The organism is Pseudomonas onubensis (assembly GCF_965653655.1).
Lineage (GTDB): Bacteria > Pseudomonadota > Gammaproteobacteria > Pseudomonadales > Pseudomonadaceae > Aquipseudomonas.
Map to the genome: position 1 here is coordinate 1 of NZ_CBFHAZ010000044.1, position 13,306 is coordinate 13,306.

General features: G+C 61.2%; 10 protein-coding genes. All 10 read right to left on the bottom strand.

Going from position 1 to position 13,306, the window contains the following annotated elements; all coding sequences use genetic code 11:
• Nucleotides 1–270: 270 nt before the first annotated feature.
• Nucleotides 271–1,119: a serine/threonine-protein kinase gene (locus ACTD9P_RS15915; protein ID WP_438868417.1), complete on the bottom strand. Its 849-nt coding sequence runs from the start codon at nucleotides 1,117–1,119 to the stop codon at nucleotides 271–273.
• Nucleotides 1,116–1,847: a PP2C family protein-serine/threonine phosphatase gene (locus tag ACTD9P_RS15920; RefSeq protein WP_438868418.1), complete on the bottom strand. Its 732-nt coding sequence runs from the start codon at nucleotides 1,845–1,847 to the stop codon at nucleotides 1,116–1,118. Before ACTD9P_RS15920 ends, ACTD9P_RS15915 begins: the two co-directional genes overlap by 4 nt.
• Nucleotides 1,844–5,221: a type VI secretion system membrane subunit TssM gene (gene tssM, locus ACTD9P_RS15925; protein WP_438868419.1), complete on the bottom strand. Its 3,378-nt coding sequence runs from the start codon at nucleotides 5,219–5,221 to the stop codon at nucleotides 1,844–1,846. Before tssM ends, ACTD9P_RS15920 begins: the two co-directional genes overlap by 4 nt.
• A 15-nt stretch (nucleotides 5,222–5,236) precedes the next feature.
• On the bottom strand, nucleotides 5,237–6,103 hold the full coding sequence (gene icmH / locus ACTD9P_RS15930; protein ID WP_178112675.1) for a type IVB secretion system protein IcmH/DotU: 867 nt from the start codon (nucleotides 6,101–6,103) through the stop codon (nucleotides 5,237–5,239).
• Nucleotides 6,104–6,108: 5 nt separating this feature from the next.
• Nucleotides 6,109–7,437 carry a type VI secretion system baseplate subunit TssK gene (gene tssK, locus ACTD9P_RS15935; protein ID WP_438868420.1) on the bottom strand — a complete coding sequence of 443 codons (1,329 nt, stop codon included), beginning with the start codon at nucleotides 7,435–7,437 and terminating at the stop codon, nucleotides 6,109–6,111.
• 1 nt (nucleotide 7,438) lies between these two features.
• Nucleotides 7,439–7,921 carry a type VI secretion system lipoprotein TssJ gene (gene tssJ, locus ACTD9P_RS15940; RefSeq protein ID WP_438868421.1) on the bottom strand — a complete coding sequence of 161 codons (483 nt, stop codon included), beginning with the start codon at nucleotides 7,919–7,921 and terminating at the stop codon, nucleotides 7,439–7,441.
• Nucleotides 7,918–9,111, bottom strand: coding sequence for a type VI secretion system-associated FHA domain protein TagH (gene tagH, locus ACTD9P_RS15945; RefSeq protein ID WP_438868422.1), 1,194 nt, complete (start codon nucleotides 9,109–9,111; stop codon nucleotides 7,918–7,920). Before tagH ends, tssJ begins: the two co-directional genes overlap by 4 nt.
• 14 nt (nucleotides 9,112–9,125) lie before the next feature.
• Nucleotides 9,126–9,257 (bottom strand): type VI secretion protein, encoded by a 132-nt coding sequence (locus tag ACTD9P_RS15950; protein ID WP_438868423.1) that lies wholly within the window; start codon nucleotides 9,255–9,257, stop codon nucleotides 9,126–9,128.
• Nucleotides 9,258–9,330: 73 nt separating this feature from the next.
• Nucleotides 9,331–10,860 (bottom strand): sigma-54 interaction domain-containing protein, encoded by a 1,530-nt coding sequence (locus tag ACTD9P_RS15955; protein ID WP_438868424.1) that lies wholly within the window; start codon nucleotides 10,858–10,860, stop codon nucleotides 9,331–9,333.
• Entirely contained in the window at nucleotides 10,857–13,295 is a 2,439-nt protein-coding gene (locus ACTD9P_RS15960) for an AAA family ATPase (protein WP_438868425.1), read from the bottom strand. Before ACTD9P_RS15960 ends, ACTD9P_RS15955 begins: the two co-directional genes overlap by 4 nt.
• Nucleotides 13,296–13,306 lie beyond the last annotated feature (11 nt).

Sequence of the window (13,306 nt, forward strand, 5' to 3'; positions counted from 1 at the left end):
CCGAAGGTGCCTAAACCTAAGGAATGGCTTGAAGGCAAAGCCGCGAATGCCCACGTATCGACGGATCGGGTGCTTAAGGCCGCTAAAGTTAAAAGACCTTGAAAGGGCTGGCTGTAAGAGCGGAACCGATAGAAGCCGTTACCGCAGCAACGGATATGTACATCGACAAACCGCCATCGCAGGCAAGCCAGCTCCCACAGAAAACCAGATCCCCACAAAACAGCCGATACACAGCGCAGGCCAAATCGATACCTTGGCAGGCACCGGTAGCTACCTGAACCAGCGCCATCGACACCGACACCGTGCCATAACCTCGCCCAACGCCTCCACGCTGATCGTTCGACGCTCAGGATCCATCGCCAACGCCAAGCGCAACGCCGGCCAGCACGCGGCCGGCAACTGCCGGGGACGCTGCAGGCGGTCAATGGCGCCGCGCTCACCCAGGCGCCTGCCATCGGCCAACTCATAGATCACACAGGCCACCGCATACAGCTCAGCACTCGCCGTCAGCGCACCGCCCGCCAACAACTCCGGCGCCGCATATGCCGGTGTCCAGGCATTAAATCGGTCACGACACACCCTCGCCAGTCCCGTCATCGCATCCGCCGTCGCCTGCCCGAGACCAAAATCGAACAAACGAATGCCCTCTTCACCCACCATGATATTCACCGGTTTTACATCACCATGCAGCACACCTTGACGATGCACATACGCCACGGCATCCAGCAACTGCACGGCCAGGGGCTGCAACTCACGCCACGACAAGCCATCGGGACACTCCAGCAGCAGCCGGTCCAGGGTCATGCCATGCATCAACTCCATGCTGAAAAACGCGATCTGGCTGCTGATATCCACTTCGAAGGTAAACATGCGTACCACGCGCTCATGCTGCAGGCTGCGGGTCAGGGCAAACTCGCTGTAGAGCAACACATGTGCATCGGGCGCCAGCCGCAGATTCTCACCGAGCAGCTTGATTGCCACACTGGCACAGGGCTCGCCAAACTGTTCGTGCAACAGGTCGCGCGCCCGGTAGACCACGCCCATGCCGCCCGAACCCAGCACGCGCTCAAGGTGATAACGCCCTGCCAGCAAGGTGGGCATGCCAGGTGCCGTGGTCATGCGCGCACCACCACAGCCGTCAGGTCATCCCGCGCCGGCCCGCGCAACGCCGTCGTGAACAACCGCGCCACTACCTGTTGCGGCGTACCGCTGTCCATGGCGCTGCCCAGCTCGGCGTGCGTCATCGCCTGGTACACGCCGTCACTGCACAGCACAAACACATCGCCTGGGTGCGCGCCCAACTCCAGCACCTCGAGTTTCAGCGGGTGCCGGGCGCCGACGGCGCGGGTCAATGCCCTGGCGTCGGGATGCGCCTGGGCCTGCGCCAGGCTCAAGCGCTGCTCATCCATCAATTGACGCAGCAGTGAATGATCGCGCGACAGCTGATACAACCGCCCACCTCGCCACAGGTAACAGCGGCTGTCGCCCGCCCAGATACACGCTGCGCGACGGTCCTGCAGCAGCAGAACCACCACGGTACTGCCCATCCTGTCGTCGCGGCCTTCGGCCGGCGGTGAAACTTGATCACCCCAACTCTGATTGAGCCGTTGCAGGCATCGCTGCACCGCATCGATGCGCTGATCGAACGTACCCTGGGCCGGCAACGCGGCCAGGCTGTCGACCACCGATTGGCTGGCCCTGTGCCCGGCCCGATGGCCGCCCATACCATCGGCAACCGCCCAGCAACCCTGCTGGGGGCAGTCGAGGAACGCATCTTCGTTGCGCTGCCTGGCCTTGCCACGTTGGGTGCGTGCCGCGCTGTTTGCAGGTGCTTGCAGCCCGGTCATAGTTGCTCCGGCAAACGGAACGTGCGCCATGTGTCCATCTGAAAGGGGCTGGGTGTGCGCTGGCTGACCAACAGGTAATTGGCGCGCAAACCGGCAAGGTCGGACTTGAGTATCTGCGCATCGCGCCCGCTGGCAGGCTCGCTGTGCAGCAAGTCAAAGAAGCGAAACAGCGACCAGGCCCCGCTGTTCTTCTCGATGCCCAACGGTCGCTCTGCACCGCGCTCCAATACCAGGCTGCTGCGACCATTTTCCACCTCGCTGGGCCACTGGAACGTCACAGGCACAATAGGCCCATGACGGTACTCCAACTGCTGACCGCCGAAGCTCAACACCGCGCGGCTGACCGCCTGGTCCAGGCTATAGGGTGCCAACGTAAATCGAACCGCCAGCTCGCCCTGGTCGCCAGCGAAAAAACCACGGCGGATGGTCTGCGCTTTGCCGAGTTGTTCCAGCATCGCGCGCGACATTGGCAGGCTCTGGCCTTCCAGCCCGCGCAAGCGATAACGCCCGCCGTCGGCGCTGATAAACGGGCGCAGGTAACTGTCATGGAACTTTGCCAACACGCCCTGGGGTTTGAAAAACTCCTCGAAGTCGCCCACGGCCACGTCGCTGCTGGCATGGGCATTGAACGGGTAACGCTGGCGGATAGCCCTGGCGTACAGGCTGTACACCTCGCTCTGATAGCGCTGGTTTACATAGGTATAGGCCTCGTCGAACAGATGCCGCCAACTGTCGTCGGCAAGGCCCTCGATCCAACTTTTGAGCGGCAGCGGCAAACGTGCGGCAACATCGCGTAACTGTCCCAACCCAGGTTGCTGCCCTTCCATACGCCGTTTCACCATCTGGAAAGCCGCCTGCTCCGGTGCTCCTTCGCGGTTCAGCGCCATCAGTTGCAGGTGCACAGCGTCAAGCTGGCGCAACGCCTGGGTCAATTGTTCACCCGGGTTTTGCTGCTCATCAAGCAGTTGATACAAGGGCTCGAAACGACGTTGCAACGCGCGTCTTGCGGCGCCATCGCCTGTGGGTTTGGGCAAAACACCTGCACGTACTCGGGCAGCCATTGACTGAGCGATAGCAGCTACGTCACCGCTCTCGTGGAGCACCGCTGACAGCGGCTCATCAGTGGTCAGCAAACGGGTATTTTCACGCACCTGTTGCAACAACAACAGCAACGGTGATTGCGCCGAGGTGAGGCTCGCCAGTTGCTCGGCGTCCTGGCGCAGGTTTTCGGTTTCGCGTAATCGGACCTGCCCCAGGGCCTGGCTCCACGCATCGGCGTACTCACTGAAATAACGCTGTTCCAGTTCGACTATCAACCGGCGCAGTTCCATCGCGCTAAGGTCAGTCGCCTGTCCCAGCACCCAATTGTCCTGGACAATCGCGTTAACCAGTCGCGGGCCTTGCTGGTCGAAATACTGCACATAGCGCTTGCTGTAAAAACCGGCAATCGGTTGATCCAGCGCCGTGAATACGGTGCCGTCCGTGAGGCGGCTGGGTTCCAGCGTGTGCGATTGCTCGCGCAGCACGCGATACACCACGTCTGCCAGCGACTCTCCGCGCAGCACTTGGCGCGCCTGGGCTACCAGCTCATCATTGAGTGGCACAGCAAAGGGTTGTTCAAGCAGCTGGCCAAAGTGCTCACTCAGGCGCGCCTGCGTCGCAGCCTCACCGGCAAAACGCTCGGACCACCGAGTGGCCACCCGCTCCGCCAGCCACACGGCGTCACGTCGCTCGCGCAGATTGAGCATCAGGTAGGCGCGCAGGTTATCCAGTAACCGTTCGCGATCCCCAAGGCTCGACCGCACCTGTTCTTCGAGCAGCGAAGCGACCTGGGCGCCCATTTGCTGCAGGGCGTCGTTGTAAGCACTGACTAACACGGGTCGAGTCACTTCCCCCTGAAACAGCCCGGCCCTCTCGAGCACGCCCGCCTCTGATACCTGCGGAAACACCCGAGTAGCCGCCAGGCGATTGTTCAGCAACGTCAGTAACACCAACGTCTGGTCCGCATCGGCCGAAGCCTGCGTATTAACTTGACCTAACTGCGCCAATTGCTCCAGGCGTTGGTGATTGCTCCAATAGCTGTGCGTCCAGAGCATGCCCGCCGCACCGATGACCAGCGCTACGGCGCTCGCCCATCCCGCCTGCTGCCAACGAATGCGTCGGCGCTCCTCGGTGTGCAGCCCCGCAAGATCGGCCTCGGCAAAAATCACCTGGTTGAACAGACCTTGGGCAAAGCGTTCGTGCCGCTCACCCGCACTGGTCAAATAGAAACCTCGCAACCCCTGGATGCGCTGATTGCGATGGGCGCAGAACGCCACCTCGATAAACAGGCATAAACGCTCACCGATGCGTGCCAGCTGTGGCGCAAAATCCAGTATCTGGCCACGGCGCTCGACACTGCGCTCCTGGTGCAGGCGCTGCACCAGTTCACCACTCAGGCGCTGCAGCAGCGCCTCGAACGCCTGGCGTACCTGCGCCATCGGCACACCCGTGTGGCTGCCAGTGACCAGCTCACCGAGTACGCCCTCTGCGGTGCTGTCCTGCGGCGTATCAAAAAACTCGGTAAAGCCTGGGATGTGGTCAGCGTGGGTCAGCACCAGATACACCGGAATATCGATATGCAGCGACTGCTGGATATCTTGCAACCGGGAATGCACATGCCGTGCATGACGCTCCAGATCATGCTCATTGCTGCCCAGCAGGGTGTCCACCGACAACGTCACCACCAGGCCATTGAGTGGACGTACCCGGCGCCTGGACTTGAGCAGGCCGAGCAATGTCGACCAACCAGCAGCATCGACCTCGCGGTCAGGTTGGTCCAGGTAGCGCCCGGCACTCTCCATCAGCACGCCCTGATCGGCGAAGAACCAATCACAGTAGGCGCTGGCCCCGGGTGATGCTGCTTGAAGTTGATCCGGCGGACGCTGCAAGCCATTCGCCGCCAGCAAAGCGCTCTTGCCACTGCCGCGCTGTCCGATCAACAAGTACCAGGGCAGTTCATTGCGTGAGCGCACGCTGCGCCCCAAATATTGGCGAGATGTTTTCAAGGTGTGCAGCGCGTGCTTGAAACGGCTGCGCACCTGTTTGCGCTCGTCCTCTACCAGCCCCGGATGCTGACGGTCGGCACGGCTTTCGTCGGCTGGAGACCGCACGCTGTGGCGTGCGCCCGTAATGACCATCGCCAGCCCCCAGAGCAGAAACAGCGCGCTGATAGTCACGAGCCGAGCCGTGGCACCCTGCCAGAACCGGTGGTCATCCACCGCCAGCGCAGGCCCGAAAAACCACACCAGGCAGGCGCTGGAAAGCACCAGCAACAAGCTCCATACCCAAACAATGCGCAGCAGGGTGCACACGCCCTTGAAGAATGCGTTCATTCAATGTTCCCAGCGTTACAAGGGCGTCAGAGTCAGTTCCGGCGCCGAAGGTTGAAAGGGTTGCAGCGCTTGGGCTCGCTCCTGCCCCAATACCCAGGCAGCGGCCGAATACATCGTCAGCAAAGCGATCAAGCCCAACGCCACACACCCGCTTGCAGAGAGCGTGCGCAATCGCTTGTGGCGTGCCGGCTCCGGTCGCAAGGCACATGCAGACACGGACACCGGATCGCCACGCACGTGTCTTATCTGGCGATACAAGGCATCACGGACGCCCTCAAGCTGGGTCACACCGCGCTCCATAACCCTGTACTTGCCTTCGAAACCCATCGACAGGCACAGGTACATCAGCTCCAGCATGGCCAGGTGCTTTACGGGGTCGCGAGACAGTCGCTCCAACAGCTGGAAAAACTTTTCGCCGCCAAAGGTTTCGTTGTGAAAACGACTCAGCAGGCTGATCTTCGACCAGTCGCTGCGACTCCCCCACGCCGTGGTGACCACCGCCTCATCAACAACGCTGCACAGCACATAACGAGCAGCAATCACCTGAGCGCTTTCCATGCCTTCATGCTGGGCGCGGGCTTCGAAGCGTGTGAGGCTTGCGGCCAGGCGGTCGTTGAGCGTCTGCAGGTTTTCCCGGCCGCTGCTGAGTTTGAGTTCAAGCACCTCGGACAGCAGTTCCCAGGCAGCTGCCACCAGCGGGTTAAGGCCCACGTTGAAACGTTGCGCGCCCTGCACAGCGGCGGCATAGACCATGCGGTCCTCCAACTGCTCAAAACGCGGTGGCGACGGGAAGTCCGTTACCGGGCGCTGTGCCGGGCCGTGGCCGTTACGGTCCAGCAACACGGTTTTTTCATCCAGCGGGTATTCACAGTCCATGTTCATGATGTTCAATTCCTGATTGCCCAGAAGGTCAGTTCCAACTCACTGAACTCGCCGCCGACATGGAACGCAAACCCACCCGACTGCTCCAGCTGCGCGATATCACGGGCACTGAGTTCGAGCATGAAATAGGTTTTGCCGGCGTGAAAAGGGATCTGGCGTGGCGCCACCGGCAGTGGTTTGACCTTGATGCCCGCCAGGTGCAGGTTGACCAGCTCACGAATGCGCTCTACGGGGCCGATTTTGAGATGGGCCGGCAAGCGATGGCGCAGTTCTTCCGAATCACATTGAGCCGCGACCGCCAGGATGAATGTCGCGCTGCCCAGCAATTTGAGATCAGCCACCGGGCAGACCATCACTCCATACTGGCGCTGTTGCAGTACCAGCTCCAGGGCATGCTGCTCAAAGACCATCGACAGCACCGTGCGCAGGCCTGCCATCAACCCACGAAAACTGGCGCCCTGGTCGCCATGCAGGTAGCGCACCTGCTGGGTGGCGCGCTTGCTGTCACTGGCAAACGTCGCCAGTTCCCCCAGTATCGACAGCATTTCGCGGAACAGCGCCTCTGAGCGCACCTGCGCCTGAGCCAGGTAATGACGCAATACCGGCTCGGCCCGATTGATCAGTTGCAGCATCAGAAAGTCCGCAACCTGCGCACCTGCCGTGGCGCCATTGCCGCCAATCCGCTCAGCAATCGCATCCCCCCGACTGGCGAGCAGGCTGATCACTTCTTTGAGACAGGACGAAACAAACCCCGAGCCCTGCACATAAATAAACGTCGGGGCAAAATCAGGTTCCATTCGAAGCCCCTCTTGCGCAGAGCATTCCAGCACCTGGGCAATCTTCAGCTTCACGTAGGCCTCATCACCCGGCTGATCACCGAGCAACAGGCGCAAATCCGGGCGTGCGCAACGGATCTGGCAACGCGCATCCCGGCCTGCATTGGAGTCGGCCACTTCAACGTCACAGGCGATGTAGCGCGCCAAGACATCCCGCGCCTCCTGCGTGCGGGTTTCAACCTGATTGCCGGTCGCCATCGGCAACGCCAGGTACACCGATTGTTTGCCTGCGTTGGCCGGCACCTCCAGTACCAGTGGCGCCATGGTGGAGGTCAACTCAAAAAGACTGCCGTCCGGCAAAACGCCACTGGCTTGATTGACCACCAACTTGCCCAGGTTCAGGTACTGCAGATCGATGTCCAGGCTCAGGAAACCCCAGGCATCACTGGCCAACAAACGGGTTCGGTTGAGCTGCTGGTGGTAATAACGATCGTTGTGTTGCAAATGCTCGGGGCGCAGCAACATCCCTTCCTGCCAGATGACTTTATGAACCTGCATATCAGTTCTCCACCAGGCTGGCGAGTGGGTCGGCAGCCCGGATACCCGACTGGTCAAGCACCAGGTGCGCTCGCGTCACTTGCTGTGGCATAAGCGGCAGCACCCATCGCCATTGCACATTGGGCAAATCGCGGTACGCCGCAATGATGCCCACGTAACGGCTTTGCGGTTCGTTCCTGAGCTTGAGGGCCACCTGCTCGCCGGGACGCAACTCCAGCTCCTCGCTGCTCACCCAGTCTTTGGGCAGCGCCTGCTCGGCATGCTCATAAAGCGTGAAAAAATCCGCGTGTTCGAATGCAACCGGATGCTTGAGTTCAAACAGCTGCACCACCACCGGCGAGGGACGCCCATGCAGGTCGGGATTCACTTCTTCACTGGCGGCCAGCGTCAGGTCCAGCTTGGTCAATGTGGAAAAGGGTGACAGGCTGCTGCAACCACCCAGTAGCCCCAACACGACCAACAGGGCTATGGCGAGACGAGTCATGGGCATCCTCCCGGGTGTGTGGCAAATAACGCTGAGGCCAGGCGTACCTGCTCCTCATAGGCCTTGGCAAAGTCGCCGCGCAACAGGCCCGGGCTCAATGCGTCTGCTTCGACCAACCGTTGATAGCGGCGCTGGTAGGCCCGCCAATGCGCCCCGTCTGCAAAGAACCTAGGCACCTTGTCATCGCGCTCAAAACTGGCCAGCAAATGGCCGGGGGCAAACGTCGCCAGCGAGGTGCGCACCGCCGTGCGGCACGCAACGAGCAGCGCGACCTGATGCACTTGCATTTGTCGGTACACCTGCGTAATGGCAGTTTCAGCGCAGGGTTGCGCCAACTCACCCGTGCCCAGCAACGACACCAACGCAGCGTCAACGCCCAGGCTGTCTTTCAACGCGTTCGGGCGCTTGATCGAGGTGCTTGCGTCCAGATCCAGTTCGTTGCGCAGTTCGTCGTGAGTGCGCAGGTTCTGTTGCAACCCATCAATCGCGTGCCTGAGCAAACCCGCAGCCTTGATCGCCAACGCCTCGCGGCCAGCGCAATCAAGCGTCTGCACATTGACGCCCAACGCCTTGGCGAACTGCGCCCAGAACGCTTCGTCCGCCTCGGGCGCCGGCGATTCAGGCAAGACCGGCTCGACCCTCTCCCCCGGAGAAGCTACCTGTGCGGGTAAGGCCAGGTGATCGCGCTCAACACCGTCTCCATACAGCCAGGCACCCGATGCCTCTTGCGTGTCGTTCAAGGCGTCCAACTCGCACGACAGTGCCCCATGCACCGACTGGTGATCCAATGCGTGAACGGGGTCCAGGCCCAGGTAAGCGTCTTCGGGTATCAACCCGGCGTCGGCGGACAATGGCGGGCGATGCGATGCCGCGCGCTCAATCAGCCGCGCACGGATTGCAAACGGCCCCAACTGGAAAACATCACCCTCCAGAATCAACCGTGCCTGGCCCTTTTGCAGCGACTTGCCACTGCCCACCTCGCGGATACCGTTACTGCTGATATCCGTCAGGAAATAACGTGCGTCGCGGTAACCGATCAACCCGTGGTGACTGGAAAGCAAGCGACTGGGGTCAGGGATAATCCAGTCGCAACCGGCTCCACGACCGACCACGCCGCCCATGCCATCGAACACCTTGCGCGCTGGCGGCTCACCGCCCGCGCCATCACACACCTCAAGCACTAATTGCATGAAAGGCTCCCTTTTCATTGGCCGCGACGGGTCGCTTGGGGATCACCCAAAGGACGATAGTCAGCATCATCAAACACGTAATTGGCGCTGCAGCCGCTCAGCAAACACAACACGAGCACCACGGCTCGCCATGGACGATCAGACATCGGGGTTCTCCCAGGTAGATAAAACAAGCGGGGCATCGCAGAGCCCATGAGCACGCCAGCGTGAATACGCCATTCAGCATTCCCCTCGAGACGCGCCCATGGGGATATTCAACCGCGCCAGCCGGTACAGCAGCGTGCGACGTGCAACCCCAAGTTCACGCGCAGTGCGCGTTCGATTACCACGGTTCTTGTGCAGGCAATCGATCAGAAAGACCCGCTCCACCCGCTCCAGGCGCTGACGCAGGGTTGCCTCGACGGTCGCACCTGCAGGCGCCGAGGACAGCGACAGATGCGCAGGCAAAATCACCCCGTCGTCACACAGCAGCACCGCACGTTCCACCAGGCATTTGAGCTCACGCACATTGCCGGGGAAGGCGTGACCCGAGAGCTGATCAAGCGCAGCACTGGACCAGCTGACCAGCGGTTTTTCGAGTGCAGCGCAAACCTTTTCAGCAAAGTGCCGGGCAAGCAGCAGCACATCACCGTCGCGCTCACGCAATGCCGGCAATTGGATAGGGAACTGTGCCAATCGGTAATAGAGGTCCTCGCGAAAAGTCCCCTGGCTGACCATTGCCAGCAGGTCGCGGTGGGTAGCGGCGATGATTCGCACGTCGACCTTATGGGCGGTATTGGCGCCCAGGGGGCGCACCTCACCTTCTTGCAAAACCCTCAGTAGCTTTGCCTGCAGGGCAAGCGGCATATCGCCAATTTCATCCAGTAGCAATGTGCCGCCGTCGGCTGCGTCAAACAGCCCTGCATAATTTCGCTCCGCACCGGTAAAAGCACCTTTGCGGTAACCGAACAGCTCACTCTCCAGCAAGCCTTCGGGAAAGGCTGCGCAGTTTTGCACTACAAACGCCTGCTTGCTGCGCAGGCCAGCGGCGTGAATTGCACGCGCCACAACCTCTTTGCCAGTGCCTGTTTCACCGTGCAGCAGCACGGTAAAAGGCGCCTGCACAACCTTGCCGATCAATAGGCAGGTCGCCGCCATCGCCGTACTGTTGCCGATCAAACCGTAGGCGCCGGTGACGGGTGTACCGCACTGGGCAACAGCAGTGAGGCGCCCAGGATGGGCAAGCCGACGCAGGGTTAATTGGCCGAGGGCAAAGCTACCCAGTTGGCCCAGTGACACGGCGTAACGCTGCAATTGCGCCGGGCGCAGGCTGGCGCACAGCAGGACGCCGCACACCGCCTTGCTCTGATTGACCAGAGGCAGGCATGACAGCGAGTGCCAAGGCGTTGTCGTCGCGGGTAGAAAACGACTGTCATAGGCGCTGTTGCACAGCTCATCAATGGTCAACGCACTCCGCTGCTCGAGGGCGTAGCGCAATAACTGCTGATGCTGAACATCGACACCTGGCGCCAGCACGTCTGTTGGTTCCCCTTCAGGGAAGTGGTGAGCGATCAACCGCAACTGGCCGGTCGTTTCATCCCGGGCGTAGAGTTGGCACAGGTCGCACTGGCTCAACTGCGCAGCGGCCGTGACGCAAAGGCTCGCCAACGTCGATTCTTCACGCTCGAACCCCAGGCGGCTGAACCAGCCCAGCAGTTGGTCGGCATAGGTCAGCGGGTCGGGCAACGGGTTGAATGGGCTGTGCGTCATTGGCTGAACTCACACACCGGCAAACCGCGGCCATCCAGCGTCGCGTGGGTGGCCTTGAGGGATTCGCCAACGGCCATCGCACTGAGCAAACGGTCAACGATCTGCGGCAGCAAATGGGATTCGATCCATTGGTCGATATAACGCGCGCCACTGTCCTGGTGCAGACAGCGTTCGACCATGTGCGCGACCAATTCGGCGCTGTAGCTGAACACCAGTTCGCGCGCGTGCAACCGTTGGCCAAGGCGCGCCAGCTTGAGCCTTGCCACGTCATGCAAGCGTTCGCCAGCAAGCGGGTAATACGGCACGACACGCATGCGGGCGAGCAGCGCCGGCTTGAAGTGGGCGCGCAATACGGGACGGATCCCTTCCTCCAGGGTCGCAGCGTCGGGGCGCTGGCCATCGGCGCACAGTGCGGTGATGCGTTCGCTGCCCAGGTTGGACGTCATCAGGATCAGCGTATTACGAAAGTCAATTTCGCGGCCTTCACCGTCATTGGCCAAGCCTTTGTCAAAGACCTGGTAGAACAGGTTTAAAACCTCTGGGTCGGCCTTCTCGATTTCATCGAGCAACACCACTGAATAAGGTCGCTGGCGTACGGCCTCGGTCAGCACCCCACCCTCGCCGTAACCAACGTAACCGGGAGGCGCTCCGATCAATCGGGACAGGGAGTGTTGCTCCTGGTACTCCGACATATTCAGCGTGATCACAAAGCGCTCGCCGCCGTACAGCAAGTCCGCCAGCGCCAAGGCCGTCTCGGTCTTGCCGACCCCGCTTGGGCCTGCGAGCAAAAAGACGCCCACCGGGGCGCCAGGGTTATTGAGGCCCGCAGCCACCGCCCGCAGGTTGCGATCAAGCGCCTGCACCGCCGGTTCTTGCCCAATAATTCGACTTCGCAGAGCGTCGGCAAAACCCAGCACGCGCTCACTGTGCTCCAAGGCCAGTTGCTCAACCGGGATCCCTGTCCAGCCGCTGATTACCTGAGCGACCACCCGTGGGCATACCTCATGGTGGGCTTGCTGCTGTTCACGCTGCATCCAGCGCTGCTCGGCTTGCTGGCGCTCAAGCTCAAGTGTGTCCAGCCGCTGGGCGAGTGCTTGCAACGCCGGTTGGTCAACGGTCAAGCCTGCTGCAACATCCCGCTCAAGCGCCACACGCTGTCGAACACCCTCAGCCACTTCAGCGCACAGTTGCTGCAACGCCTCAGGCGCCGCCGTCAGGCTTATGCGCACTTGCGCACAGGCGGTGTCCAATACGTCGACGGCTTTGTCCGGCAGCTGCCGTCCTGCCAGGTAACGAGCGCTCATCTGCGCTGCCGCGACGACCGCATCGTCACGTATATAGACGCCATGGCTGGCTTCATACACCGGCACCAACCCACGTAAAATGCAGACCGCTGCCGCCACACTCGGCTCGCCGACCTTCACCGGCTGGAAGCGCCGTGCCAATGCCGGGTCTTTTTCGATGTATTTTTTGTATTCGGACCAGGTTGTGGCGGCGATCGTGCGCAATTGACCACGCGCCAGGGCGGGCTTGAGCAAATTGGCGGCATCGCCTCCCCCTGCCTGCCCGCCTGCGCCCACCAGGGTATGCGCCTCGTCAATAAACAGGATCACGGCCTGGGGTGAGGCGTTAACCTCGTCGATCACACCTTTGAGCCGCCGTTCGAACTCGCCCTTGATGCTCGCACCGGCCTGCAACAAGCCCATATCCAAGGTCAGTATGCGCACGCCCTTGAGGGGTTCGGGCACTTGTGCGGCCACCACCTGCAACGCCAGCCCTTCGACGATGGCGGTCTTGCCCACGCCAGCGTCACCCACCAGAATCGGGTTGTTCTTGCGCCGACGCACGAGGATATCGATCAATTGACGGATCTGCGCATCTCGACACAGGACCGGGTCGATAAGCCCCTCGCGAGCCTGATGCGTCAGGTCATGGGTAAAGCGCTCAAGCAGTGATTCCTCTTGTTGCAACGGACGGGTATCGGAGTCCTGGCTCAACAAAAACTCACGCACACGCTGCGCGTCCAAACGACTCAATAGTCGCTGATAACCACTGCCCGCGTGTTGCAGCGGATGACGTAGAAGTGCCAACAATAAAGCACCTGCACCTACCTCTACCTGCCCCAGTTCAAGGTGGGCAACCATTAACGCTTGTTGCAACCACTGCACGAGTGCCGGGGCGAACACCGGACTGCGCGATGCACCTTGCTCGCCTTTTAGCTGCAGCATGGCCTGAAGCTCACCGGGAGCGATTTCGGCATCCGCCAGCGCCCTGACCAAAGGGCCGTCATGGTGCTCCAGCAGTGTCAGCAGCAGGTCCTCAACCAACACTTCCTTGCCGCCTCGCGTTACACAGCGCTCGGCGGACCGCGTCAAGTCAAGGCGCGTCTGCGGGGTCAAGGTCCGGATCAGTTGTTGCAGGTCTACATTCATCATAATCATCAGTC

What these genes read in the sequence shown, in the direction of transcription:
- ACTD9P_RS15960 (WP_438868425.1), bottom strand. Translation starts at nt 13,295, where the DNA reads ATGATGAATGTAGACCTGCAACAACTGATCCGGACCTTGACCCCGCAG.
- tssM (WP_438868419.1), bottom strand. Translation starts at nt 5,221, where the DNA reads ATGAACGCATTCTTCAAGGGCGTGTGCACCCTGCTGCGCATTGTTTGG.
- ACTD9P_RS15915 (WP_438868417.1), bottom strand. Translation starts at nt 1,119, where the DNA reads ATGACCACGGCACCTGGCATGCCCACCTTGCTGGCAGGGCGTTATCAC.
- icmH (WP_178112675.1), bottom strand. Translation starts at nt 6,103, where the DNA reads ATGAACATGGACTGTGAATACCCGCTGGATGAAAAAACCGTGTTGCTG.
- ACTD9P_RS15920 (WP_438868418.1), bottom strand. Translation starts at nt 1,847, where the DNA reads ATGACCGGGCTGCAAGCACCTGCAAACAGCGCGGCACGCACCCAACGT.
- tssK (WP_438868420.1), bottom strand. Translation starts at nt 7,437, where the DNA reads ATGCAGGTTCATAAAGTCATCTGGCAGGAAGGGATGTTGCTGCGCCCC.
- tagH (WP_438868422.1), bottom strand. Translation starts at nt 9,111, where the DNA reads ATGCAATTAGTGCTTGAGGTGTGTGATGGCGCGGGCGGTGAGCCGCCA.
- ACTD9P_RS15950 (WP_438868423.1), bottom strand. Translation starts at nt 9,257, where the DNA reads ATGTCTGATCGTCCATGGCGAGCCGTGGTGCTCGTGTTGTGTTTGCTG.
- tssJ (WP_438868421.1), bottom strand. Translation starts at nt 7,921, where the DNA reads ATGACTCGTCTCGCCATAGCCCTGTTGGTCGTGTTGGGGCTACTGGGT.
- ACTD9P_RS15955 (WP_438868424.1), bottom strand. Translation starts at nt 10,860, where the DNA reads ATGACGCACAGCCCATTCAACCCGTTGCCCGACCCGCTGACCTATGCC.